This is a genomic window from Campylobacter sp. CFSAN093226, assembly GCF_012897595.1.
Taxonomy (GTDB): Bacteria; Campylobacterota; Campylobacteria; order Campylobacterales; family Campylobacteraceae; genus Campylobacter_D; species Campylobacter_D jejuni.
Genome location: NZ_CP040608.1, coordinates 690,887 through 716,290 on the forward strand (window position 1 = coordinate 690,887; position 25,404 = coordinate 716,290).

The 25,404-nt window shown below is 32.9% G+C and carries 22 protein-coding genes, 2 tRNA genes, 3 rRNA genes and 1 pseudogene; 25 read left to right on the forward strand and 3 right to left on the reverse strand.

The features are described 5' to 3' along the window. Positions 1-302 precede the first annotated feature (302 nt). The 19 genes from FBF02_RS03635 (at position 303) to FBF02_RS03695 (ending at position 15,657) form a co-directional block, all read left to right on the forward strand. Positions 303-1,022: a hypothetical protein gene (locus FBF02_RS03635; RefSeq protein ID WP_002852321.1), complete on the forward strand. Its 720-nt coding sequence runs from the start codon at positions 303-305 to the stop codon at positions 1,020-1,022. Next, on the forward strand, positions 952-2,880 hold the full coding sequence (locus FBF02_RS03640) for a hypothetical protein (RefSeq protein ID WP_002916328.1): 1,929 nt from the start codon (positions 952-954) through the stop codon (positions 2,878-2,880). The genes FBF02_RS03635 and FBF02_RS03640 overlap by 71 nt, the downstream gene beginning before the upstream one ends. A gap of 11 nt (positions 2,881-2,891) precedes the next feature. Then, the gene (locus FBF02_RS03645) at positions 2,892-3,968 is read left to right on the forward strand and encodes a filamentous hemagglutinin N-terminal domain-containing protein (protein ID WP_002858633.1); all 1,077 of its coding nucleotides are present in this window, start codon (positions 2,892-2,894) and stop codon (positions 3,966-3,968) included. Between the two features lie 53 nt (positions 3,969-4,021). Further along, positions 4,022-4,186, forward strand: a complete 165-nt coding sequence (locus tag FBF02_RS09075; protein WP_002879385.1) for a hypothetical protein — start codon at positions 4,022-4,024, stop codon at positions 4,184-4,186. Continuing rightward, positions 4,174-4,347, forward strand: a complete 174-nt coding sequence (locus tag FBF02_RS09080) for a hypothetical protein (RefSeq protein WP_002858593.1) — start codon at positions 4,174-4,176, stop codon at positions 4,345-4,347. Before FBF02_RS09075 ends, FBF02_RS09080 begins: the two co-directional genes overlap by 13 nt. A 139-nt stretch (positions 4,348-4,486) precedes the next feature. Then, entirely contained in the window at positions 4,487-5,413 is a 927-nt protein-coding gene (locus tag FBF02_RS03650; RefSeq protein WP_002858499.1) for a hypothetical protein, read from the forward strand. 112 nt (positions 5,414-5,525) lie between these two features. Further along, positions 5,526-5,828: a hypothetical protein gene (locus FBF02_RS09085; RefSeq protein ID WP_002858562.1), complete on the forward strand. Its 303-nt coding sequence runs from the start codon at positions 5,526-5,528 to the stop codon at positions 5,826-5,828. Between the two features lie 60 nt (positions 5,829-5,888). Further along, on the forward strand, positions 5,889-6,011 hold the full coding sequence (locus FBF02_RS09090) for a hypothetical protein (protein WP_285816309.1): 123 nt from the start codon (positions 5,889-5,891) through the stop codon (positions 6,009-6,011). 56 nt (positions 6,012-6,067) lie between these two features. After that, a complete protein-coding gene (locus FBF02_RS09095; RefSeq protein WP_002864369.1) occupies positions 6,068-6,235 on the forward strand; it encodes a hypothetical protein in 168 nt (55 codons plus the stop codon). Positions 6,236-6,492: 257 nt separating this feature from the next. After that, complete coding sequence (locus FBF02_RS09100) at positions 6,493-6,810, forward strand: hypothetical protein (RefSeq protein WP_002858604.1); 318 nt, start codon at positions 6,493-6,495, stop codon at positions 6,808-6,810. Between the two features lie 153 nt (positions 6,811-6,963). Beyond that, positions 6,964-7,095 (forward strand): hypothetical protein, encoded by a 132-nt coding sequence (locus FBF02_RS09185; RefSeq protein ID WP_002858570.1) that lies wholly within the window; start codon positions 6,964-6,966, stop codon positions 7,093-7,095. A 626-nt stretch (positions 7,096-7,721) separates the two neighbouring features. Next, a 16S ribosomal RNA gene (locus FBF02_RS03660) occupies positions 7,722-9,234 on the forward strand. A gap of 102 nt (positions 9,235-9,336) precedes the next feature. Beyond that, positions 9,337-9,412: transfer RNA gene (locus FBF02_RS03665), tRNA-Ala, on the forward strand. 8 nt (positions 9,413-9,420) lie between these two features. Beyond that, a tRNA-Ile gene (locus FBF02_RS03670) sits at positions 9,421-9,497 on the forward strand. A 536-nt stretch (positions 9,498-10,033) separates the two neighbouring features. Next, a 23S ribosomal RNA gene (locus FBF02_RS03675) occupies positions 10,034-12,940 on the forward strand. A gap of 265 nt (positions 12,941-13,205) precedes the next feature. Then, positions 13,206-13,322: ribosomal RNA gene (gene rrf, locus FBF02_RS03680) — 5S ribosomal RNA — on the forward strand. The 16S, 23S and 5S rRNA genes sit together here with 2 tRNA genes alongside, the layout of an rRNA operon. Before the next feature lie 992 nt (positions 13,323-14,314). Continuing rightward, positions 14,315-14,407 (forward strand): hypothetical protein, encoded by a 93-nt coding sequence (locus FBF02_RS03685; RefSeq protein ID WP_002776614.1) that lies wholly within the window; start codon positions 14,315-14,317, stop codon positions 14,405-14,407. Positions 14,408-14,835: 428 nt separating this feature from the next. After that, positions 14,836-15,099: a hypothetical protein gene (locus tag FBF02_RS03690; RefSeq protein WP_002792117.1), complete on the forward strand. Its 264-nt coding sequence runs from the start codon at positions 14,836-14,838 to the stop codon at positions 15,097-15,099. 174 nt (positions 15,100-15,273) lie between these two features. Then, the gene (locus tag FBF02_RS03695; protein ID WP_002792118.1) at positions 15,274-15,657 is read left to right on the forward strand and encodes an RNA-guided endonuclease TnpB family protein; all 384 of its coding nucleotides are present in this window, start codon (positions 15,274-15,276) and stop codon (positions 15,655-15,657) included. A gap of 91 nt (positions 15,658-15,748) precedes the next feature. Here FBF02_RS03695 and FBF02_RS03700 read toward each other — a convergent pair whose 3' ends face one another. Next, positions 15,749-16,447: an energy transducer TonB gene (locus FBF02_RS03700; RefSeq protein ID WP_002858756.1), complete on the reverse strand. Its 699-nt coding sequence runs from the start codon at positions 16,445-16,447 to the stop codon at positions 15,749-15,751. 324 nt (positions 16,448-16,771) lie between these two features. Between FBF02_RS03700 and cfrA the strand changes: the two genes are divergently transcribed. The 4 genes from cfrA to dnaK all read left to right on the forward strand — a co-directional run bounded on the left by cfrA (position 16,772) and on the right by dnaK (position 22,376). Continuing rightward, entirely contained in the window at positions 16,772-18,862 is a 2,091-nt protein-coding gene (gene cfrA, locus FBF02_RS03705) for a TonB-dependent ferric enterobactin receptor CfrA (protein WP_168940571.1), read from the forward strand. Between the two features lie 302 nt (positions 18,863-19,164). Further along, positions 19,165-19,956 carry an HrcA family transcriptional regulator gene (locus FBF02_RS03710; RefSeq protein ID WP_002843531.1) on the forward strand — a complete coding sequence of 264 codons (792 nt, stop codon included), beginning with the start codon at positions 19,165-19,167 and terminating at the stop codon, positions 19,954-19,956. After that, entirely contained in the window at positions 19,953-20,483 is a 531-nt protein-coding gene (grpE, locus tag FBF02_RS03715) for a nucleotide exchange factor GrpE (RefSeq protein WP_002780052.1), read from the forward strand. Before FBF02_RS03710 ends, grpE begins: the two co-directional genes overlap by 4 nt. A 21-nt stretch (positions 20,484-20,504) precedes the next feature. After that, positions 20,505-22,376, forward strand: coding sequence for a molecular chaperone DnaK (gene dnaK / locus FBF02_RS03720; protein ID WP_002826316.1), 1,872 nt, complete (start codon positions 20,505-20,507; stop codon positions 22,374-22,376). A gap of 45 nt (positions 22,377-22,421) precedes the next feature. Here the strand turns inward: dnaK and FBF02_RS09205 are convergent. After that, positions 22,422-22,531 (reverse strand): annotated as a pseudogene (locus FBF02_RS09205) (flagellar basal body protein FliL); the annotation flags it as partial. Between the two features lie 104 nt (positions 22,532-22,635). Here FBF02_RS09205 and FBF02_RS03725 point away from each other — a divergent pair. Continuing rightward, entirely contained in the window at positions 22,636-23,658 is a 1,023-nt protein-coding gene (locus FBF02_RS03725) for an MBL fold metallo-hydrolase (protein WP_002852439.1), read from the forward strand. A gap of 69 nt (positions 23,659-23,727) precedes the next feature. Next, positions 23,728-24,069: a cupin domain-containing protein gene (locus FBF02_RS03730; protein ID WP_002852534.1), complete on the forward strand. Its 342-nt coding sequence runs from the start codon at positions 23,728-23,730 to the stop codon at positions 24,067-24,069. A gap of 49 nt (positions 24,070-24,118) precedes the next feature. Here FBF02_RS03730 and FBF02_RS03735 read toward each other — a convergent pair whose 3' ends face one another. Then, a complete protein-coding gene (locus tag FBF02_RS03735) occupies positions 24,119-25,288 on the reverse strand; it encodes a pyridoxal phosphate-dependent aminotransferase (RefSeq protein ID WP_002852601.1) in 1,170 nt (389 codons plus the stop codon). Positions 25,289-25,404 lie beyond the last annotated feature (116 nt).

Below are 25,404 nucleotides of genomic sequence, written 5' to 3' on the forward strand. Positions count from 1 at the left end.
TTAAAATTATACTTATTTTAAATTTATATTTAATTAAGTCTGGATCAATTTTTAGAAAAGTTATATTAATGTTGTGCTTTTAGATAATATTTAAATAATTATAAAAGTATTCTTTTAATATTTAAAATAAAATTTTATTTAAGAATATATTAATATAAAATTTGTTAAATTTTCATTAAATTTAAATATTGAAAAATAAAATATCAAATTAATATTTTATAATCAACTCAGGACATACGGGATAGTGTTGCAAATAATCAATTTGCGATAAATCAAAAGGTTTTATTTTAGTAAGAAATGAGATGAAAAAATATTTTAATATTTTTAAAATTTTTACAAATAAGACAAATGCAAAATTTGGCTTGGGCGTTTGTAGTGTGGTTTTATCTTCTTCGGTTTGTTTTGCGGCGGTTCAGGCTGCAAGCAAGGATGGAAAAATTTTTTATATTTCTGAACATTCTTTTAAGGATAATCAAGTTTATGATCCTCAAGCAGAAATTTTTAAAAAAATTAATGGAAAAAATTTCTATGCTTCTAAGTCAAAATACCCTATATCAAATTTAACTATGATTTATAATAACCCTAAATCTGGAAATAAAAATTTATCCAAGCTTGAAATTTTAACTCCGGATACTTCAAAAGAAGAGATCATAACAGCTTTTAGCACTTTAGGAACCGTATCTTCAGATACTCAAGCCGTTCCTAGTTCTTTTATGCCTTTTATTGTAACAGCTTATGCGCAAAATACAAATGCAACAAATAATAAACTTATATTAGAAAATGGAGAATTATCTTCTGTGTATTTTTGCAAACCAAGCATAGGGGATTGTGGAGTACCTAATAATTCTCAAAAAGGCGATCGTTTTAAGTATTTAATTACTGCGGCGTTTACTGACAGGGGGGAGGGATTTAACAATCAAACCATTTTAAAAGAAAACTCCTATATCAATAATGGGTGTAGAAAATATCTACACCTTGCCCTTAAATGGAGTTCCTTATATTTCAGGATCTGTAGCTTTTGATGGTGAAGCTAAAGACAATAAATTAATCTTAGAGTCAAATACAAAAATTGACCTTCATAATTCCCAGTATTTTTCAGATGAAGAAGGTAAGGATATTTATGATGAAAGAATTACTCGTTTAATGGGAGCTTTTGGCATAAATTCTAATTTACAAAACAATAAAGTTCTTATCGATTCAGCCAATATCGTCCTTCATGGGCCAGATGGTGAGTATACAGCTCGTTCGACCTTTGAAATTTTAGGTGCTTTAGCTGATGTAAATAATCTTAAAAAATACAATGTAAGTAAAAATTCTGTAATAATTAAAAATTTAAATTTAGATTTAATGGTAAATTCGCAAAATAAAATAACTTTTTATGATGCTGTTTTATTTGGAGAAATTTACGGTGGAAGAACATTACAGGGTAATGCAGAGAAAAATTCTATAGAAGTTTATCATTTTAACTCATTAGATCATCTTAATAAAAACATTAAAACACATGCATCGTTAAACCTCTATGGTGGGTATTCTAATGATGGTGAAGCTAATGGAAATAAAATTGTATTTCGTCTTAAAAAACCTTTAAAAATCAGTGATAATTTTTATGGAAAAAATTATTACAATCTTTACGGATGTTTTGCTACAGAGGGTGCGAATTTTAATGTTTTTGATATACAAAATGATTTAACCTATGAAAAAGTTCCACAAAATTATTCTGATAAATTTACCGTATATGCGGCAAGAACTTTAAGTGGAAAAGCAAATAATAATACCTTAAGTATAAAAGATTCTGTTATTTCATTGCCTTTATATGCTTTTATTACAAGTGAAACTACGCTAGATGGTATAGACTATATCGCCGATGAATCAAACAATAATGAAGTAAATTTTGAAAATATTAAATCATCTAAAAATTTAAGTTTGATGATCAATGCTAAAAATGTTTCAAATAATAAAATAAATTATAATCTCATTCAGAGTTTAACCGAAGCGAGTTCTTTAGGAAAGGGCTCAAAAATTATTTTAAAAGCAACTCAAAATGCAAACAACAATCTTATAAAGCTTAAAGATTGTTCTTCGGCTGCCGTGGAAAGTTCGTGCATCATAAAAGCAGATAAAGAAAGTGCTTTTAATAAAATCATCAACAACAACACAGCTTTTAGTACTGCCTCAGATAAAAGACAAGGTTATGTGGGGTTGATAGCTGGAGTGTCTGCAAATTCTCATGATAATATCATGGAGCTTGTTAATTTAAATATAGATGAGTATAAAAATCAAGATGCTATATTTTTAGCTCCATCTGGAACTTCGGATATTTCAAATTTTAAATCTTATAACAATACTTTATATTTAGGTGGAGAGTTGAATTTCTTTAAAGATGTAAATATCGATTTGCTTTCTGGTTCTGTTTTTCATGAAGTAAATAAAAAAGGTAAAATAATCACTCAAATTCTACCGCATCAAGAAGATTTTTCTAAAAACAATCGTTTGATTATAGATACTCAAGATGTCAAATCAGAAGTGGTAAATAACTTTGAAAATTTTACTTTTATTTTACCAAATAAAATAAAAAATCCTATCTTGACTATAGAAAAACTTATCAATCTTCCTGCAAATGGAAGTATGGAAATTCTTACTAAAAATAAACCAACAAAAGGAAAATATATTCTCATACAAAGTGATGTTGGAATTTATGATGGTGACAATGGATTGTTAAATCAACAAGAATTAGAAAATTTGTTAGAAAAAATGAAAAATAATAAAAATAAATTTAATTACAACAAGATAGAAAAGTTGGCTAAAAGTACATTGAAAAATGTAAATTTTAGCTTTGAAGTTTCAGATGATGCAAAAATAATTTATATCAACATACTTTAAAGGAGAGTAACATGAAAAAGATGAGTAAACATATAGTTTTATCATTTGCGGTGAGTTCTTTGCTCTTTTCTCAAGCTTATGCTTTACTAAGTGGGGGTAAATTTACTCATGGTACAAGTGGGACTATCCATACCTCTGGCAATACTGTAACGATTACAGGAAAAGGACAAAATCATGTTATCCAATGGGGTGGCGGTTTTAATATAGGACAAAATGAAAGTGTAAATTTTAACGGCAAAAATCAAAACTACCTAAACATTGCTTATCAAAAAGATGCTTCTAAGATAGACGGAGCTTTAAATAGAGGGAATAACAATATCTTTTTAGTTAATCCTATGGGAGTTTTGATTGGCAAAACAGGAACTATTACTGCGGGAAAATTTGTAGCTAGCACAACAGCTTTAAGTGATGATAATGTCAAAACTTTTTTAGAGAAAGGAGCTAGTTTCTCTCCGGCATTTGATGTAAGCAAACAAGGAAATATTATAAATCTTGGAAAGATCAATGCAGATAATATTGTTTTAATAGGAAATAAGGTTGAAATCAATAAAGGAAAAATTACTTTGGATGTATTAAAACTTGAAGGTAATAAAGTTTATGTTGATGCTGGAGTGGTAAAAGATACAAAAAATATCGTAGCCAAAGCAGAGCAAGAAGCTATCATTCAACAAAGCATAACAAGTTTTGAAGAAGATGGAGCTTTATTGGGTAATTCTAGTAGTAAATTTAGTTTTGATGATAGTAGTAAAGTTAAAAACTGGACTAAATATGGAAGTATTGCGGATGCAACAGAATGGAATAAATTTGCTGATTTTTGGAATGTAAATAAAGAAAAATTTAGAACAGCTTTTGATCATTTTCGTTTGATTGATGATATTGATTTTAGTGGCGTGAAAACATACATAGTAGGTGATAATACAAGCAATGCTTTTGCTAAATCTTTCGATGGTTCTGGTTATGCTTTAAAAAATGTTAATATTAATTCATCAAATCAATATGTAGGAATTTTTGGAGTTGTTCAAAATAGCTATATAAGAAACTTTAATATTCAAGGATTGAAAATTGCTTCAACTGGTTATGATGCTTAGTTGGAGGTATAGTAGGGCAAAATATTGCAAACAGTTATACGGGTTTTGAAAATGTGACTGTTAATGATCTCGTTATTAATACAGCTGTAAATACTAAAGTTGGCGGAATAATAGGCTGGGGAAATGGTAGTGGAGGGAATAACACTATCAATTTTACAAATGTTGCTATTAATAATATAAGTATAGTAGCAAAGAAGGTTCTTATGTGGGTGGCATAGGCAGACAAATTGATGGTGGTAATTTTAATAATGTTGTGGTTAATGACATAGAAAAACTTATAACTTCTGGGAATGATAGTAAAACAGGAGGATTTACTGGAAAAGTTGGAAATTTAAAGATTAATAATGCTTACTTATTTTATAAAATGGAGCAATTTTGAGTGCTGGAAACTATAAAACACAAGCTGGAAAAGTTATTGGTGATCCTGGAATTAGTGTAAATAATAATTTTAGTAATATTTATGTTTATCATAATTTAGAAAATGGTTACATTGATGAAGGACAGAATTTTTTAAGTCTGTGCAATATAATAATGAAGTAACAGGAAAAAAAGATTTTGATAGTGCTGTAAGAAAGAAATTTAACGATATAAAATATCTTGATAATAATTCTTATGCTTTTGCTGATTCTTTTACCAAGGCAACAGATGCTGTGAAATTATCCAAAGACGACTTTGACCCTAAATTGCTTCAAAGAATTTTAGATGATTTGATGAATGGAAAATACACTTATGATTTTGATACCAAAACTTGGACTTACACAGATAGTAAGGGTGTGGTAGGAAAAGATGAGGCTAGTGAAATCACTCAAAGTTTAAATTTCTTAAATGCGTTTAAAGATACGGGAGTAGAACAAGAATTTTTAAAGTTATGGCAAGGTTCGCAAGAACAAAATTATAAAAATTATACCAATCTTTATGAAAAATGGACGCAAAAGAAAACTGCTATGGATAAAATCAAAACCGGCGAAGGTTATTTCGCTAGTTTTAAAGAAGAATTACAAAAATACCAAGAAGCCTTAGCTCAACTTGACAAAGAAAATAAAAACTATGAAAAAATCAAAGAATCAGGCTTAGTTAGCGATGAAACATTAAGGGCTATATATGAAAAACTTTTAGAACAAAAAGAAGCTCTTGAAAAGCAGTTTGCGGATCTTAGTGGAAATGAAGGATTTCGCTATAAGCTTGAAAATGAAATTCTAAATTCTCAAGGTTTTTCTATAGAAGGTAAAGATGTAGATGGTAAAGTATACACTGGAAATTTTAATTTTAAAGGAAAATTAGCCTCATTGCCAGAAAAACCAAATATATCTATCTATGAGCCAGATAAACAAGGGGGTGAAGATCCAGACAAACCTTCTGTATTGCCGCCTGAAATTCCTGAAAAGGTTGTAGAAGCTCCTATAAAAATTCAAACCGAAGTAGACGCAAAAAAAAGAAGAAGATGATGATCAAGTGGAAATAGGAGAAGCAGATGCTAGAAGTAGTGGTTTGCGTTGTATTGTAAGTGATAATTTTAAGACAATGAATATTTGTGTAAATGCAAAATAGGAAATAAAAATGAGAAAAATTTTAGTTGTTTTAGTCTTATTGCAAGTATTTTCACATGCTGAAGAGCTAAATAATAATAAAATAAGAGAGCTTATAGAAAGCTCTCCTGAAGCAAATGAACCACAAAATAAAAATTTAAAAAATACATTAAAAAATCAAAAAAGCCCTGTAAATTTCAAAGAGCAAAATACTACAAATATTACAAATTCACAAACTGATCAAAATGAAGCTAAGGTTTTTGTAAGAGAGTATGTTTTGCATATCGATAATAAAGATTTGACATTTAAAAAATTAAGAATTAGCGAAAAATAAATTCAAGATGCAATAGCTGAATATCGCAACCAAGAATTAAGCTTACAAAATTTAAAAGATATAACAAACATTATAGCTTATTATTGTCAATTAAGTGGCCATCCTTCGGCAACTGCTTATATACCACCGCAAGATTTAAGTTCTAACAAAGTGCAAATTAACATAGCTTTTGGAACTTTATAGGAAAAGTAATTATTAAAAACAACTCAGGTGTCAGAGATTATGCTTTAGAGAGTAAATTGAACAAAAATCTTAAAGGGAAAGTTATCACAACTAAAAATGTGGAAAATGAAATTTATAAAATCAATGAAATATACGGAATCCAAACCAATGCTAATTTACAATCAGGTGATGGTTGTGGAGAAAGCGATGTTATTATAGAAGTAAACAAAGGTGAGATAGTGTAACTTTAACTTTATATTCTAACAACTATGGGACTAAAGAAACAGGTCGTTTTAGAGCAGGAATGAGTCAAAGTTTAAACAATATAGCAAGATAAGGGGATAACTTAAATTTTTATCTTCAAGATAGTGATGAAAATCAAACAGATTATGGGATTAATTATAGTACTTTTATAGGGAATTTAAAAATTACTCCATTTGCAACTCAAGGACATTATGTTCCTGGCAGAATTTATAGAAATCTTAGTTTTTATAGGGACTCTATGAATGTTGGAGTAAATTTTTCTTATCCTGTGTTTTTATATACTGAGTATTCTTTATATCTTGTTTCGGGTTTTACTCATAAAAAGATTAAAGATTATTATCTTGATGGTTTAGTAAGCAATGAAAAAGCGAGAAATAGTGTAAATTTGGGCATAGAAAGAACTTATAGAGGTTTGGAGAATAATGTCCTAAGTTATACTTTAAATTTTATATATGGTAATGTTGAAAATGATGGTGATTTTTCTGGATTTAATGGAGTAAATTTAGGAAATTTTGGAAAAATGAATTTAAATTTAAGCAACAAATATCAATTCTAAGAACGCTTAACTCACATTTTTCAACTCAATTATCAAAAAGTTATCAGCGATGCTGTTTTAGATAGTAGTGAATCCGTATCTTTAGGTAGACCTTGTGGTGTATGTGTTTGTTTAGAAGGTGAGGGAAGTGCGGATAATGTTGTTTCTGGCGCCTTGGGAATAAGATTTCAAACACCTTTAGAAGGGCTTTACTCGACTCCTTTTTATGATATAGGGTATTCTTGGTATGAAAATAAAGAATATCAAAGTGAAAATCATTATCTTATGGATGCAATGGGTATATAAATACTCTATACAAGAAGTGCTAATTTTTATGTAAAAATGGATGCTGCAAGAGCTGTTCATCAGTTTAAACACGATGGAGAACATCGAGCAAGAGTTTATGCAAGCCTAGAAAAATACTTTTAACTTTGGGGTGATTGGAAAATCCCCCCCCCCATTTTTAAACCCACCAAATACTTATATAAATACTTACACAAATATTTATACTATTTAATCCTTTATTTAATCCCCTTTTAAGTTTAATTGGTTATACTTTCATTTCCTTTTTTGAAAAAAGGACTTAAAATCTTTTAAATTATAAAGTTTCACTAGCTTAGTAGATTTTATAAATTAACTCTTTTGGTTTTTGTCTTATAAACTAAAAGCTTTTTTATAAATCTTGTTTTTTAATTTAAAAACTTTTCTTTTAAAAATGATTTTTTGTTTTGTTCTTTTAAATTAGTATTGTTATTCAAATCTTATTAGTCAATCTTTGAAATCTAAATAAGTGATCGATTGAGCCAGAACAGATTTAGGCATAAGCAATTATGTAAAATCTATTCAATCTAATAATTAAAAAAATTAAAAACTTTTCTTTTAATCTTTCATAACTTTTTCTTTGAAGAAAAAGATTAAACTATCTATAATGTTTTATGGAGAGTTTGATCCTGGCTCAGAGTGAACGCTGGCGGCGTGCCTAATACATGCAAGTCGAACGATGAAGCTTTTAGCTTGCTAGAAGTGGATTAGTGGCGCACGGGTGAGTAAGGTATAGTTAATCTGCCCTACACAAGAGGACAACAGTTGGAAACGACTGCTAATACTCTATACTCCTGCTTAACACAAGTTGAGTAGGGAAAGTTTTTCGGTGTAGGATGAGACTATATAGTATCAGCTAGTTGGTAAGGTAATGGCTTACCAAGGCTATGACGCTTAACTGGTCTGAGAGGATGATCAGTCACACTGGAACTGAGACACGGTCCAGACTCCTACGGGAGGCAGCAGTAGGGAATATTGCGCAATGGGGGAAACCCTGACGCAGCAACGCCGCGTGGAGGATGACACTTTTCGGAGCGTAAACTCCTTTTCTTAGGGAAGAATTCTGACGGTACCTAAGGAATAAGCACCGGCTAACTCCGTGCCAGCAGCCGCGGTAATACGGAGGGTGCAAGCGTTACTCGGAATCACTGGGCGTAAAGGGCGCGTAGGCGGATTATCAAGTCTCTTGTGAAATCTAATGGCTTAACCATTAAACTGCTTGGGAAACTGATAGTCTAGAGTGAGGGAGAGGCAGATGGAATTGGTGGTGTAGGGGTAAAATCCGTAGATATCACCAAGAATACCCATTGCGAAGGCGATCTGCTGGAACTCAACTGACGCTAAGGCGCGAAAGCGTGGGGAGCAAACAGGATTAGATACCCTGGTAGTCCACGCCCTAAACGATGTACACTAGTTGTTGGGGTGCTAGTCATCTCAGTAATGCAGCTAACGCATTAAGTGTACCGCCTGGGGAGTACGGTCGCAAGATTAAAACTCAAAGGAATAGACGGGGACCCGCACAAGCGGTGGAGCATGTGGTTTAATTCGAAGATACGCGAAGAACCTTACCTGGGCTTGATATCCTAAGAACCTTTTAGAGATAAGAGGGTGCTAGCTTGCTAGAACTTAGAGACAGGTGCTGCACGGCTGTCGTCAGCTCGTGTCGTGAGATGTTGGGTTAAGTCCCGCAACGAGCGCAACCCACGTATTTAGTTGCTAACGGTTCGGCCGAGCACTCTAAATAGACTGCCTTCGTAAGGAGGAGGAAGGTGTGGACGACGTCAAGTCATCATGGCCCTTATGCCCAGGGCGACACACGTGCTACAATGGCATATACAATGAGACGCAATACCGCGAGGTGGAGCAAATCTATAAAATATGTCCCAGTTCGGATTGTTCTCTGCAACTCGAGAGCATGAAGCCGGAATCGCTAGTAATCGTAGATCAGCCATGCTACGGTGAATACGTTCCCGGGTCTTGTACTCACCGCCCGTCACACCATGGGAGTTGATTTCACTCGAAGCCGGAATACTAAACTAGTTACCGTCCACAGTGGAATCAGCGACTGGGGTGAAGTCGTAACAAGGTAACCGTAGGAGAACCTGCGGTTGGATCACCTCCTTTCTAGAGTACAAAGTAATAAGTCTCACAACTATTACTTCAATATATAAACTCAATTGATTCTTGTTTAGATTTCAAAGATTGATGATAAAGCTAATTGTTTATGGGGAATTAGCTCAGCTGGGAGAGCGCCTGCTTTGCACGCAGGAGGTCAGCGGTTCGATCCCGCTATTCTCCACCATTTATTAAGGGCCTATAGCTCAGCTGGTTAGAGTGCACCCCTGATAAGGGTGAGGTCACAAGTTCAAGTCTTGTTAGGCCCACCATAAAAAAGATTTGAATAAAGAAGCTTTAAAATCTAAAGCAAGTATATAAAGTAGATTAAATATAAAATATAAACTCTAAATACTTAGATTTATTTTTATCTTTAGCTATAAAAGAATATACTTTAGATAGATATAAATAACATATACATTATGTATTTATATTTATAATGATTATATTAATATATATACTTCCTTTAGGTTTTAAACCTAATGTTCTTTTTAATTATCATTGTTAAGAGTCACAAGCAAGTTTTAATAAAAACAATTTTACAGGACTTGTTAAAGGATAAAACCTATTTATCTTTTCTTTAGTTTAACTTAACTTTTAGCTGTCTTTATTTCTATGAATAAAGAGAATATTAGATTTAAGGATTATAAATTAAAGACAAGTTTCAAACTCACAGCTTAGTTGAGACTAAATCATTTAGTTTTATATTAAGTGTTTGAATGCTTTCCGTCTTAAGATAAAGAAGTCTTATCATAAAAACTTTAACAAGGAAGTGATGCGTTTTAGAATCAATAATAAAAGGTAAAAAAGGTAAGCTACTAAGAGCGAATGGTGGATGCCTTGACTGGTAAAGGCGATGAAGGACGTACTAGACTGCGATAAGCTACGGGGAGCTGTCAAGAAGCTTTGATCCGTAGATTTCCGAATGGGGCAACCCAATGTATAGAGATATACATTACCTATATAGGAGCGAACGAGGGGAATTGAAACATCTTAGTACCCTCAGGAAAAGAAATCAATAGAGATTGCGTCAGTAGCGGCGAGCGAAAGCGCAAGAGGGCAAACCCAGTGCTTGCACTGGGGGTTGTAGGACTGCAATATGCAAGAGGTAAGTTTAGCAGAACATTCTGGAAAGTATAACCATAGAGGGTGATAGTCCCGTATGCGAAAAACAAACCTTAGCTAGCAGTATCCTGAGTAGGGCGGGACACGAGGAATCCTGTCTGAATCCGGGTCGACCACGATCCAACCCTAAATACTAATACCAGATCGATAGTGCACAAGTACCGTGAGGGAAAGGTGAAAAGAACTGAGGTGATCAGAGTGAAATAGAACCTGAAACCATTTGCTTACAATCATTCAGAGCCCTATGTAGCAATACAGGGTGATGGACTGCCTTTTGCATAATGAGCCTGCGAGTTGTGGTGTCTGGCAAGGTTAAGCAAACGCGAAGCCGTAGCGAAAGCGAGTCTGAATAGGGCGCTTAGTCAGATGCTGCAGACCCGAAACGAAGTGATCTATCCATGAGCAAGTTGAAGCTAGTGTAAGAACTAGTGGAGGACTGAACCCATAGGCGTTGAAAAGCCCCGGGATGACTTGTGGATAGGGGTGAAAGGCCAATCAAACTTCGTGATAGCTGGTTCTCTCCGAAATATATTTAGGTATAGCGTTGTGTCGTAATATAAGGGGGTAGAGCACTGAATGGGCTAGGGCATACACCAATGTACCAAACCCTATCAAACTCCGAATACCTTATATGTAATCACAGCAGTCAGGCGGCGAGTGATAAAATCCGTCGTCAAGAGGGAAACAACCCAGACTACCAGCTAAGGTCCCTAAGTCTTACTTAAGTGGAAAACGATGTGAAGTTACTTAAACAACCAGGAGGTTGGCTTAGAAGCAGCCATCCTTTAAAGAAAGCGTAATAGCTCACTGGTCTAGTGATTTTGCGCGGAAAATATAACGGGGCTAAAGTAAGTACCGAAGCTGTAGACTTAGTTTACTAAGTGGTAGGAGAGCGTTCTATTTGCGTCGAAGGTATACCGGTAAGGAGTGCTGGAGCGAATAGAAGTGAGCATGCAGGCATGAGTAGCGATAATTAATGTGAGAATCATTAACGCCGTAAACCCAAGGTTTCCTACGCGATGCTCGTCATCGTAGGGTTAGTCGGGTCCTAAGTCGAGTCCGAAAGGGGTAGACGATGGCAAATTGGTTAATATTCCAATACCAACATTAGTGTGCGATGGAAGGACGCTTAGGGCTAAGGGGGCTAGCGGATGGAAGTGCTAGTCTAAGGTCGTAGGAGGTTATACAGGCAAATCCGTATAACAATACTCCGAGAACTGAAAGGCTTTTTGAAGTCTTCGGATGGATAGAAGAACCCCTGATGCCGTCGAGCCAAGAAAAGTTTCTAAGTTTAGCTAATGTTGCCCGTACCGTAAACCGACACAGGTGGGTGGGATGAGTATTCTAAGGCGCGTGGAAGAACTCTCTTTAAGGAACTCTGCAAAATAGCACCGTATCTTCGGTATAAGGTGTGGTTAGCTTTGTATTAGGATTTACTCCGAAAGCAAGGAAACTTACAACAAAGAGTCCCTCCCGACTGTTTACCAAAAACACAGCACTCTGCTAACTCGTAAGAGGATGTATAGGGTGTGACGCCTGCCCGGTGCTCGAAGGTTAATTGATGGGGTTAGCATTAGCGAAGCTCTTGATCGAAGCCCGAGTAAACGGCGGCCGTAACTATAACGGTCCTAAGGTAGCGAAATTCCTTGTCGGTTAAATACCGACCTGCATGAATGGCGTAACGAGATGGGAGCTGTCTCAAAGAGGGATCCAGTGAAATTGTAGTGGAGGTGAAAATTCCTCCTACCCGCGGCAAGACGGAAAGACCCCGTGGACCTTTACTACAGCTTGACACTGCTACTTGGATAAGAATGTGCAGGATAGGTGGGAGGCTTTGAGTATATGACGCCAGTTGTATATGAGCCATTGTTGAGATACCACTCTTTCTTATTTGGGTAGCTAACCAGCTTGAGTTATCCTCAAGTGGGACAATGTCTGGTGGGTAGTTTGACTGGGGCGGTCGCCTCCCAAATAATAACGGAGGCTTACAAAGGTTGGCTCAGAACGGTTGGAAATCGTTCGTAGAGTATAAAGGTATAAGCCAGCTTAACTGCAAGACATACAAGTCAAGCAGAGACGAAAGTCGGTCTTAGTGATCCGGTGGTTCTGTGTGGAAGGGCCATCGCTCAAAGGATAAAAGGTACCCCGGGGATAACAGGCTGATCTCCCCCAAGAGCTCACATCGACGGGGAGGTTTGGCACCTCGATGTCGGCTCATCGCATCCTGGGGCTGGAGCAGGTCCCAAGGGTATGGCTGTTCGCCATTTAAAGCGGTACGCGAGCTGGGTTCAGAACGTCGTGAGACAGTTCGGTCCCTATCTGCCGTGGGCGTAAGAAGATTGAAGAGATTTGACCCTAGTACGAGAGGACCGGGTTGAACAAACCACTGGTGTAGCTGTTGTTCTGCCAAGAGCATCGCAGCGTAGCTAAGTTTGGAAAGGATAAACGCTGAAAGCATCTAAGCGTGAAGCCAACTCTAAGATGAATCTTCTCTAAGCTCTCTAGAAGACTACTAGTTTGATAGGCTGGGTGTGTAATGGATGAAAGTCCTTTAGCTGACCAGTACTAATAGAGCGTTTGGCTTATCTTTAATAAAGCATCACTTCCTTGTTAAGGTTTTTAGAAGACTTTGAATATAGATAATATTTAGAGTTTAATAGAAATCTTTCAAGTAGAGTTTGTATTAAAACTTGCTCTTAACATTGTTTTTTAAGTATTCTATATAAAGACTTATCAAAGATAAGTAAAGAAGAAAGAAAAATAAAAGAAGAAAGAGAATAAAGAAAAAAGTAAAGAAATAAAAGATTAGGCTTTATTCTTAAATTCAGTCTTTCAAAGAATATTTAAATAACAATGTCCGTGATTATACAGATGTGGAAACGCCTTGCTCCATCCCGAACCAAGAAGCTAAGCACATCGTGGGTGATGATACTACGCCTTACTGGCAGGGGGAAAGTAGCTCATTGCGGACTTGTTAATTCTACTTTATCTTATTCTTATAGATTTAAAATCTTAGTTTTTATACGTCAATCGTTGTTTTTATATTTAATTATTTTTTTATGTTTATAGGTTTAATTAGCTTGGGTTGATTTAATGGTTGTTTGAGTTGTTTAGTTTATATGTTTTTATATCTCAATTATTCTTTTTATTTATTTATTGAATCTTTTGTATCAATAATTAATCTTTATGTTTACTTGTATAGGTTTATTTATTCAATCTATTTTTATGTGTCAATTGTTCTTTATATGTCTAGTTTATATTTTATTATGTAGGTTGGGTTTGTTCAATAATTGGGTTGGATTTTTAATCACTCAAGTTTATTTTATAGTGTTTATTGAGGTTTATGGGTTGGGGTTGTTATACACTTCTTAGTTGGGTTAGGGGTTAATGTTGGGTTAGGGTGGATAGACTATGATTGTCTATTCTTGTTGGCGAGAATGAATGTTATACTTGAGATAAATTTTTTATTATCGATAGTCTTGCTATTTAATTGATGTTTGTAAAAAAGTGTGTGTAATTTATGGCTTGTTTGGGTTTGGGTGGGATTAGCTTGGTTAATTTATGGTTTTTTATTGTTAATCTTATAAATTAAATTTATTAGTTTAATCAATTAAATTAATTATGCTTGCTTGATTTATTGCTTTATGGGTCGGTTGAGATTGTTTTTGTCTGGGTGATTGAGATTTATTGTTTGCTTGTTCTTTACAAATACTTTTATTTTATAGTGTTTATTGAAGGTTTTATGGGTTGGGGGTTGTTTATGATGAAATAAATATTGCTGTAAATACATGCAAGGGTTTAGTGTTGTCTAAAAAAAGATTACTTGCTTTAAATTTATCTTTTTTTATTCAATAAAACTCTCACTTCTTAAGTGGGAGATGAATTGCTTACAGTGTTAGTTGTACGGCTCTAGTTAGGTATTTGACATAATCAGTAATTTTTTATAGAATACCTATGCGGAATAATGCTAGAAACTCTTAAAAAATATGCAGAAAATCAAGGCATAGAAGATAATTACCCTAAAAAAATATATAACCAAAAAGAAAAAAAGCCCTAATGGAACAAAGCAATGCAAATAACCAAAGGTTTTAAATATAGAATTCTACCTAAACAAAGAACAACAAAAGCTTATTAATCATCAATGTTTCATCTATATCAAGCCTATAATATTTGTTTAAATTTACAGCAAGAGAGTGGGATAAAAATAAGAATTTAGATAAAAAAGATAGGAGTTATTTAAAGGCAAGTAAGATAGATAATCAATAAAACTAGCCTTATAAAAGCAAGAGAATTAAGCTATAAAAGTGTTGTAACCCAACAAGCAAGGATTAATCTTCTCGTGCCTTAGAGCAAGCAATTAGAGATAAAAACAAAGGCTTTCTCAAATTTAAAAACTCTAAATTTGCAAAGCAAAGCTTTAATTGGAATAATCAAGCCTACAAAATCAAAGATAGTGATACTACTAAGTTTAAGATATTTAGACTTATGAATACATTTTTTAAAATGCGTTATCACAGAGATTTACCAAATACTTATAAGTTTAATCAAATCACTATTATCAAAAATCACAATAAATACTATTTAGCTTTTAGTATCATTTATGATGAATCGAATGTTTCTTTAATGTCTAGCAAAGATTTTGATATTAAAAAAGCAGTTGACATTGATTTAAATATCAATGAGATTACCTTAAGCAGTGGAGAGTTAATAGCTACTAACTCAAAGCTACTTAGTAGAGCTGAATATTAAAAGATTGCAAAGAAAACAAAGCAGGAGAATATTAAAAACAAAAAAGGAGAAAACAAAGTTAAGCCATAATTTCAAAAAAACACAATTAAAATTAAATAAAATCTATGAAAAAAGTTCAAAATCAAAAAGGATAGTTATCACAAGATAACTTCAAAACTCATACAAGAATTTGACTTGCTAGCAGTTGAAGATTTGCAAATTAAGAATATGTGTAAAAGAGCTAAATTAAAGAATATAAAAGCTAAAAGTGGTTTAAATAAATCTATTCTTAATACTTCATTCTATCAATTCTCTCAATATCTAGAGTATAAAGCAAAGCATAATGGCAAATTCTTTATAAAAGTCAATCCACAATATACAAGCAAAACTTGTAGTGTATGTGGAAATATCAAAAAAAATCTTATGTTTAAAGATAGAGTGTATCTTTGTGAAAAATGTGGCAACACTTTACATAGAGATATTAATGCTGCAAATAATATCTTAAAGCGTGGATTAAAGTCGTTTGGGTTAGGAATTAGCCTTGAGGACTATAAACTCAAAGCCTTTCGAATTAGCTAATACTAGTTAGCTTTAGCTAGGAAGCTTCTACTTCTAAGCGTTAGCAAAGCTGGAGTGATTTGCATTAAAAATAGAGTATATTGTGAAAGATTTAGCTTAATTTATATACCAATGGTATTTTTATATGAAAAGTTTTTTCATATTGTGGAAATTTTTTAGAAGCTATGCGTATAGTTTCTAAAGCACTTTTATTTAGAAAATCATATTTTGAAGGCTTAAGTATTTTTAAATTTTCTAATTTCTTTTCTTTTGTCCAGGTAAATTCTACAAGAACCTCCCCACTCATACGCATTTTTCTAGCTTGTCTAGGGTAGATTAGGGCTTCATCGATTGCTGATTTTATTTCTTTTAAAAGCTCACTATTACTAGTTAAAGATACGCTTTGGTAAGAGCTGGCTTGTGGAGTTTGTTGCTGCATGATTGGTTGCTGCATGTTTGTATCTTTTTTGGGTTGACTTATTGCCTTTGCATTTGCTGGAGGGATTATTTTTTTAGGTTTAGCGATAGGTTTTTCTTTTCTCGGTTTTATTTTTTTTATTTCTTGCACAGGTTCTTTGGGTTGCACATTCGAAGGCTCTTGTATAGTTTGTGTGGGTTGTGTCGGTTTCATATCGGAGGAATTTTGTACAAAATGTTTGATTGCCATATTAAATTTATTTTCTTTAATAATTTCATTGGGTTGTATGTGTAAAAAATCTTTAGAATAAAGAAAAACAAAAAATAAAGGTGTAAAAACAAATAAAGTGATAAAAGAAGATTGGTTTTTATGATTGCTTATAAATGTTTTCATCTTTTACTCCGTTATGATTTTATTTTTTGATTTAAATATCTTTATTTCTTAAAACACATTCTATGGTAAATTGTTTAAAAAGATAAATTTTGAAACAAATTTCACAGAGAAAAATAACAATCAAATAATCAAGCTTGTATCTAAAAGATATTTAATTTTTGCTATTTACTTCTCTAAAAAACTTATATTTTTAAGAATTATAGCAAGAAAAAATAAATTTTTAATTAATACTAATTATCACAATTGATACAAAATTTATATTAAATTAATAATTATTATCATAATATTTTGATTTCTAAATCAATATTTGACAAAAGGAGAAAAATGAAAAAAATATGTCTATCAGTTTGCGCCATTGGTCTCTTAAGCTCCTATGCCATATCGCAAAATGTAGAACTAGATAGCTCAATCGTTAGTGCTTCTGGCTTTACCCAAGATATTAAAGAAGCTCCTGCTACTATCAATGTTATCAGTAAAAAAGAATTACAAAGTAAGCCTTATAGAGATGTTGCAGAGGCTATCGCAGATATCCCAGGCGTTGATTTATATGCTAGCAAGGGAAAAACAGGTTCTTATAATATCACTATGAGGGGTATTACTGGATATACTTTGGTTTTGATTGATGGGCGTCGTCAGGGTATTGGCGGAGAGGTGGGCCCTAATGGTTTTAATGAAATTTCAAATTCTTTCTTACCTCCGATTTCTAGTATAGAAAGGATAGAAATTATAAAAGGCCCTATGAGTACTTTATATGGCTCTGAAGCTTTAGGCGGGGTGGTAAATATCATTACCAAAAAAGTAAGTGATAAATGGGAAACTTCTGTAAGTTTGGATGCTCTTTTAAATGAAAATAAAGATTGGGGTAATACTTATGGAACGAGTATTTATTCTAGTGGTCCTTTGATGAATGACAAATTGGGTCTAACACTTCGATTTAGAGAATTTTACAGACAGCAATCTAATGTTGAATTTACAAATGGAAGTGGACAAAGAGTTCAAGGAGATCAAGCTCAAAGTCCCACAAAAGCAAATAATTTTAATATAGGAACAAGAATTAGTTATTTAGCTAATGATTATAATACCTTTATATTTGATATAGATTTTTCAAGAAATCATTACGATAACAAACAGGGTCAATTAGGAACCATCACAAGCCCAGGTAGTGCGCCAGATAGCTTAACGGGTGGTTATGCAGATATTATGGAAGTTGATAAATTTGTGACTTATTTAAGCCATGAGGGTGTTTATGAAAACTTTTCTATCACTTCTGGTTTGCAGTATAATAGAGTAAGCAATAATGGACGCGAAGTTGTAGGACAAGCTAATCAGCCATTTTTAGGACAAAATAGAGATATAGTCGCAGAAGATATTATCTTAGATACTAAGTCTGTCATTCCTTTGGGACAAAGTCATATTTTAAGCGCAGGTGGTGAATATAGGCTTGAAAAAATGCAAGATAAAATAGCTAATCCGACCAATTTTGATCAGTATTTATTGGCAATATTTGCAGAGGATGAGTACAGCATAAAAGATAACTTAAGATTGACTTTTGGAGCAAGATACAATCATCATGAAATTTTTGGAAATAATATTTCGCCAAGAGCTTATCTGGTTTATAATCCTACTGATGAACTTACTTTAAAAGGCGGTGTATCTACGGGTTTTAGGACTCCTTATGCAAATCGTTTGATAAATGGAGCTTATAATTATAGTGGTCAAGGTAGATTCCCTATATATGGAAATCCTGATTTAAAAGAAGAGACATCTTTAAATTATGAAATAGCAGCTATTTACAATAATGATTTGTTTTATGTTTCTGCGACAGGTTTTTTAACAAATTTTAAAGATAAAATTTCAACCCAAAGATATGATAAAGGCAATATGATTCCAGGAATTGGTACTTGCGATGCTGATAGATGTTTTAAGGCAATCAACCATGGCAAGGTTGAATATAAAGGTATAGAGCTTGGAGCAGGGATAAGCCCTCTTGATAATTTAAATGTAAATTTTGCTTATACTTATCTTGATAGTGAGGTTAAAGAAGCACAAGATAAAAGTGTGATAGGTAAACCTGAGCAGGATAGTTTAAAACACAATATCATGTTAAAAACTGAATACAGCTTCTATAATAAAATTACCCCTTGGATAAAAGGCGAATGGCAAATAGATCGCTATATGGGTGATACTAATATAAATAGGGAATATTATAAGGATATCTTTTTCGCTTCTATGGGTGTGCGTTATGATATCAATAAGCAATGGAGTATCAATGCAGCTATTTATAATCTTTTTAACAAAAGTTTTACAGATGGTTGGGAATCTTATCAAAATAGCGGTGCTCCTACTTGGGTCAATACTTACAATCGTATAGAAGAAGGAAGAAGAATGTATATTTCTATCAATGGTAGCTTTTAAGCTTTAATAGAAAAACTAAAGGGCTTTTAAAGTCTTCTTTAGTTTTTTATTTTAATACCCTATACCTTTAAAAAACTAGACAATCAATTCAATTTAAAATTTTCATCTTATTTTTATCGTTGCATTTTCAATCTTAAAAGATAGCTTATCCTTATAAAAAAGTAACTAATAAAACTTTAGTCATATAGACTAAATAAAATTAAGTATATTTTTTATATTTACACTTGACAAAATAACACTCAATGTTGTATAATATATCTAGCAATCAAAAAATAGAGTGCTAAAAATTTAAGGAAAGAGCTATGAAAAGCCGAGATAAAAAGGATTTGATTTTAGAGTCTATTATCCAAACTTATCTTTTGGATAATGCGCCTATTGGTTCTAATGAGTTAAATTCAAACCTTTGCATACCTGCTTCGACTATACGCGTTTATCTTAAAAGACTTAGCGATGAGGGTTTGATCACTCAGCTTCATATAAGTAGTGGTAGAATTCCTACTATTTTAACGATGCAAAATTATTGGCAAAGTTTTTGGGAAAAAGAACAAGATAAAAATATCCATATCAAAAACGAAAGCTTTTTGAAAGAGTTAAGTAAAGAATTTGAAATTTATTGTCTTGTTTATGGAGGTAGAAGTTTAGTACTTAAAGAAGTACTAGATCTTAATACTAAATTTATAGTGCTTGATTTTGAAGATGAAGAGCTGGTTTTAAAATACGAAAAAGAAGCGTGGAATTTTTTACAAAGTCTTATAGGGCTTGATCTTTCTAGTATAGAAAAAATAGCTTTGAGAGTTCATTTTATAGATCTTGTAGAAAAAATAGCTAGCTTAAGACAAAATTTGATTTGCTATAGAAGCAATGAAGAAAGAGCTTATCAAATTTATCAAAATGATGAATTTGTTAAGCTCTTAGATTGTCAAATTCACCGTCATTTTAAAGAAAGTCTTGAATTTGAACCTTTATTTAAAGAAGGTTTTATGGGGCTTAAGGTGGATGCGCAGTTTTTGGGCGAAGATGTAAATATTATCTTAGCAGGTAGTGTTTATACGGATTATAAAAAAATATTACAATATATAAAGGAGGCGGCGTGAGCGAGCAAAAGCAAGAATTTGAAAACGAAAACGCAGAAAATTCTGAACATTTGCAAGATGAGAATTTGCAAAATATCGAAGATGTTGAGCAAAACAAATTGCAAAAAGACTATGATGAATTAAAAGACAAATATATGCGTGCAAACGCTGAATTTGAAAATATTAAAAAAAGAATGGAAAAAGAAAAGCTAAGTGCTATGGCTTATGCAAATGAAAGCTTTGCAAAGGATTTGCTTGATGTTTTAGATGCTTTAGAAGCAGCTGTTAATGTTGAATGCCAAGATGAAATTAGCTTAAAAATCAAAGAAGGAGTGCAAAATACTTTAGATTTATTTCTTAAGAAACTTGAAAAACATGGAGTGGCTCTTATCAAAGATGAAAAAGAGTTTGATCCTAATTTACACGAAGCAATGTTTCATGTAGATAGTGAAAACCATCAAAGTGGTGAAGTGGTTCAAGTGCTTCAAAAAGGTTATAAAATAGCCGATCGCGTGATCCGCCCAACCAAAGTTAGTGTAGCAAAATAAATTTTAATAAAAGGATAAAAAATGAGTAAAGTTATAGGTATAGATTTAGGAACAACCAATTCTTGTGTTGCTGTGTATGAACGCGGCGAGAGCAAAGTAATCCCAAACAAAGAAGGAAAAAACACAACTCCTTCAGTGGTAGCTTTTACAGATAAAGGCGAGGTTTTAGTAGGCGATAGTGCAAAACGCCAAGCGGTAACTAACCCTGAAAAAACCATTTATTCTATCAAAAGAATTATGGGTTTAATGATCAATGAAGATGCGGCTAAAGAAGCTAAAAATAGACTTCCTTACCACATCACCGAAAGAAATGGTGCGTGCGCAATAGAAATCGCAGGTAAAATTTACACCCCACAAGAAATTTCAGCAAAAGTTTTGATGAAATTAAAAGAAGATGCAGAAGCTTTTTTGGGTGAAAGTGTTACTGATGCGGTGATTACTGTGCCTGCTTATTTTAACGATGCACAAAGAAAAGCGACAAAAGAAGCGGGAACGATAGCAGGACTTAATGTATTAAGAATTATCAATGAGCCTACTTCAGCAGCTCTAGCTTACGGACTTGATAAAAAAGATAGTGAAAAAATTGTGGTTTATGATCTAGGTGGGGGAACTTTTGACGTTACTGTGCTTGAAACGGGCGATAATGTAGTAGAAGTTTTAGCAACAGGTGGTAACGCTTTCTTAGGTGGTGATGATTTTGATAATAAACTTATAGATTTTCTAGCTAATGAATTTAAAGATGAAACAGGCATAGATCTTAAAAATGATGTTATGGCTTTGCAACGCTTGAAAGAAGCAGCAGAAAATGCTAAAAAAGAATTAAGTTCAGCTAATGAAACTGAAATTAATTTACCATTTATCACAGCAGATGCAAGTGGGCCAAAACATTTGGTTAAAAAACTTACTAGAGCTAAATTTGAAGGTATGATTGATTCTTTAGTAGCTGAAACCATCACTAAAATCAATGAAGTAGTAAGCGATGCAGGGCTTAAAAAAGATGAGATCAAAGAAATCGTTATGGTAGGGGGCTCTACTCGTGTTCCTTTAGTGCAAGAAGAAGTGAAAAAAGCCTTTAATAAAGATCTTAATAAGTCTGTAAATCCTGATGAAGTTGTGGCTATCGGTGCGGCGATTCAAGGTGCGGTTATAAAAGGTGATGTAAAAGATGTGCTTTTACTTGATGTTACTCCGCTCTCTTTGGGTATAGAAACTCTAGGCGGGGTAATGACTAAGATTATCGAAAAAGGTACAACTATTCCAACTAAAAAAGAGCAAGTTTTCTCAACCGCTGAAGATAATCAAAGCGCTGTAACTATCAATGTTTTACAAGGGGAAAGAGAATTTAGTCGTGATAATAAATCTTTAGGAAATTTTAATCTTGAAGGAATTCCACCAGCACCACGCGGTATGCCACAAATCGAAGTTACTTTTGATATCGATGCAAATGGTATTTTAACTGTTAGTGCAAAAGATAAAGCAACAGGTAAGGCTCAAGAGATCAAAATCACAGGTTCAAGCGGACTTAGCGAGGAAGAGATTAATAACATGGTAAAAGATGCTGAACTTCACAAAGAAGAAGACAAAAAACGCAAAGAAGCTGTAGATGCTAGAAATGCAGCTGATAGCTTGGCGCATCAAGTAGAAAAATCTTTAAGTGAGTTGGGTGAAAAAGTTGCCGCTGCTGATAAAGAAAATATTCAAAAAGCTCTTGATGATTTGCGTGAGACTTTGAAAAATCAAAATGCAAGCAAAGAAGAGATTGAAAGCAAAATGAAAGCTTTAAGCGAAGTTTCTCATAAGTTAGCCGAAAATATGTATAAAAAAGATGAGCCAAACACAGCAAATGATAAAAAGAAAAAAGATGACGATGTAATCGACGCTGAAGTTGAGTAATCTTAAAATCTCTATTCAAGCCTTTTTAAAAGGCTTGAAAATTTTTTAAAATTTTAAAGAAATGACAAAATCTGTAAAACATAATTCTTTTATTAGCTTGCTACCTAATTTTTCATTGATTTTTTAACCAATTCTTTTTGAAGTTCTAATTCAAATCAGACAATTCATTTTAGTGTAAGCAAACTAAAAAATTAACAATAAAATAAAATTAATCTAAAAACTTTTTAGATATAATCTTAATAAACATAAAAGGAAAAATTTGAATTTATCATTTAAAATCTTTGATATTTCCAATACACAACGATCAAAAGCTAAAAAAGTGCAGGGTAAAAAATATGAAATTTTTCTTAATGAAAATGAGCACAGTCTTATAACTCCTAAAGTGTCTTTTAAAGAAATTTTGAGGTATTATTATCTTTATCCAAAAAATGCCATCCCTTCTTTTAAGTTACCTTTTTTCAAGCCTGATTTGAGTGGTTTTAGCACCCCACATATTACTTGGCTTGGCCATTCTTCGCTTTTTATAAGTTTTAAAGAGTATAAAATTTTGATTGATCCTATTTTTAACACTCATGCTTCGCCCATTTCTTTTATCAACAAGGCTTTTAAAAATGCTCCTGTTTATAATATAAATGATTTTAATGAAATTTTTGCTGTGATTATCACGCATTCGCATTTTGATCATTTAGATGCTAAGAGTGTAAAAGCTTTAAAAGATAAGGCTAAATTTTTTATCACTCCTTTAAAAGTGGGAAATTATCTAAAAAGCTATGGGGTGAGCGAGAAAAAAATCATAGAGCTTGATTGGTGGAGTGGAATAGAATTTGGTGATTTAAAAATCATGGCAACACCTGCACAGCACAGTTCAAGTAGGGGAGATGGTAAAAACAAAACCCTTTGGGCTTCTTTTGTGATGGAATTTTTAAGTGTAGATAAGAGAGTGTTTTTTAGCGCAGATGGAGGGTATTTTACACATTTTAAAAAAATAGGTGAGTATTTTGGAAGTTTTGACCTAGCTTGTCTTGAAAGCGGACAATTTAATATCGCTTGGCCATATTCACACTCTTTTCCTGAGCAAATTTTAAAAGAGGCAAAAGATCTTAATGCAAAGGCTGTCATGCCTATACATTGGGGGAGATTTTTAGCAGGAACTCATGCATGGAATGAGGTGGTAAAATTTCTTTATGAAAATTTAGATTTACCCCTTATCACACCAAAAATGGGCGAGGCTTATGAAGTAGGAGCTAAATTTAAACAGGATTTTTGGTGGAAAGAAGAATAAATTAACACAAGTTTATAATTTATATTTTGGCTTTTGCTATAGTTTTGTAAAACTAAAAAAGGAGATTTTGTGAAAATCATTCAATGGAATGGAGCGGAATTTAGCCCAAAAGAAGTGAAAATCAATGTTTTAATTGACAATGAAAAAGGTAAAGAAATTCAAATTTTATTAGCTAAAGACAGTGTGATGAAAGAGCATAAAGCTCCTTTTGCTATACATGTTCAAGTTTTAAGCGGTAAAATTTGGTTTGAAGTGGAAAAGGAAAAATTTGAATTAAATGCTTTAGATATGATAAGCCTAGAGGCAAATGTAGCACATTCTTTAGGTGGATTAGAAAATTCTATAATAAGATTGAGTTTAAATAAATCAGATAGTGTTCAAAGGGTAAATGCTGTGCTTAAAAAGCCTTGATTTTATAAGGTTTTAATTTGCCTAAATAATTCTAGGCTTTAACCTAGAATTATTTATAGTTTTTAATGAAATTTGCTATTCTTTCTAAACCTTTTTTGATAAGCTCATCGCTTGTAGCATAAGAAAGTCTGAAGTATCCATCCATTCCAAAACCTACACCTGGAACAACGGCAACTTTTTCTTGTTCAAGTAACTTTTGACAAAATTTCATAGAATCTTTTTCTATTTTTTGTATATTTACAAAAAGATAAAAAGCACCTTCTGGTTTATAAACACTGATATTTGGGATTTGTTTAAGTATGTCTAAGGCTAAGTTACGGCGTTTTTCAAAGGCTTGACGCATTTTTTCTATATCTTTATCACATTCTCCATTTAAAGCAGGAATGGCTGCATGTTGAGTGATAGAGCAAATATTTGAAGTGCTTTGTCCTTGAAGTCTTTTAACGGCTGAAATTAGGGCTTTATTTTTGCTTGCCATATAGCCAAAACGCCATCCTGGCATAGCTCCACATTTGCTAAGTCCGTTAATGGTCACAGTGCGTTTTAAAGCATCTTTGCTTACACTTGCAAAAGCTACAAAATCAAAACCATCATAGCGAAGTTTTTCATACATTTCATCACTTAAAACAGTAATTTGCGTTCCTTCTAAAACTTTAGCAATTTGAGTTAATTCTTCTTTAGAATAAATCGATCCCACAGGATTTGAAGGAGAATTTAGCATCAAAACTTTGGTTTTAGCTGTGATAGCTTTTTTTAATTGTTCAGCGGTAATTTTAAAGCCATTTTCTTCTAAGCCTTCTATAAATACAGGTTTTCCACCTGCAAATTTTACCATTTCAGGATAGCTTACCCAGTAAGGACTAGGGATAATCACTTCATCATCTTTTTCTACTAAGCATTCTATACATTCAAAAAGAGAGTGTTTTGCGCCTACATTGGTGATGATTTCATTTGTTTCATAATCAAGATTATTATCTTTTTTAAATTTGGTTTGAATAGCTTTTAATACTTCAGGAATTCCTGCAACAGCAGTGTATTTTCCACATCCTTTTTCAATAGCACTTATAGCGGCATTTTTGATGGTTTGTGGTGTGTCAAAATCAGGTTCACCCGCTGAAAAACTAATGATATCCTCGCCTTTGGCTTTAAGTTCATTGGCAAGTGCAGTGATAGCTAAAGTGATAGATTCTTCTAAAACTTGAGATCTTTTTGTAAGCATTTTTCAATCCTTGATAATTTTTGTTTAATTTTAGCAGAAAATTGCATTTTTACAATAAATTTAATTTAAAAATGAGTTGTAAATTTCAATAAATGTGAAAATTTGTATTAATTTTT

Excerpts from the sequence above, each read along its gene's own strand:
- cfrA (WP_168940571.1), top strand. The coding sequence starts at position 16,772 with ATGAAAAAAATATGTCTATCAGTTTGCGCCATTGGTCTCTTAAGCTCC.
- FBF02_RS03635 (WP_002852321.1), top strand. The coding sequence starts at position 303 with ATGAAAAAATATTTTAATATTTTTAAAATTTTTACAAATAAGACAAAT.
- FBF02_RS03645 (WP_002858633.1), top strand. The coding sequence starts at position 2,892 with ATGAAAAAGATGAGTAAACATATAGTTTTATCATTTGCGGTGAGTTCT.
- FBF02_RS03685 (WP_002776614.1), top strand. The coding sequence starts at position 14,315 with ATGCTAGAAACTCTTAAAAAATATGCAGAAAATCAAGGCATAGAAGAT.
- dnaK (WP_002826316.1), top strand. The coding sequence starts at position 20,505 with ATGAGTAAAGTTATAGGTATAGATTTAGGAACAACCAATTCTTGTGTT.
- FBF02_RS03735 (WP_002852601.1), bottom strand. The coding sequence starts at position 25,288 with ATGCTTACAAAAAGATCTCAAGTTTTAGAAGAATCTATCACTTTAGCT.
- FBF02_RS03690 (WP_002792117.1), top strand. The coding sequence starts at position 14,836 with ATGAATACATTTTTTAAAATGCGTTATCACAGAGATTTACCAAATACT.
- FBF02_RS03640 (WP_002916328.1), top strand. The coding sequence starts at position 952 with ATGGGTGTAGAAAATATCTACACCTTGCCCTTAAATGGAGTTCCTTAT.
- FBF02_RS09085 (WP_002858562.1), top strand. The coding sequence starts at position 5,526 with ATGAGAAAAATTTTAGTTGTTTTAGTCTTATTGCAAGTATTTTCACAT.
- FBF02_RS09100 (WP_002858604.1), top strand. The coding sequence starts at position 6,493 with ATGAATGTTGGAGTAAATTTTTCTTATCCTGTGTTTTTATATACTGAG.
- FBF02_RS03700 (WP_002858756.1), bottom strand. The coding sequence starts at position 16,447 with ATGAAAACATTTATAAGCAATCATAAAAACCAATCTTCTTTTATCACT.
- FBF02_RS03710 (WP_002843531.1), top strand. The coding sequence starts at position 19,165 with ATGAAAAGCCGAGATAAAAAGGATTTGATTTTAGAGTCTATTATCCAA.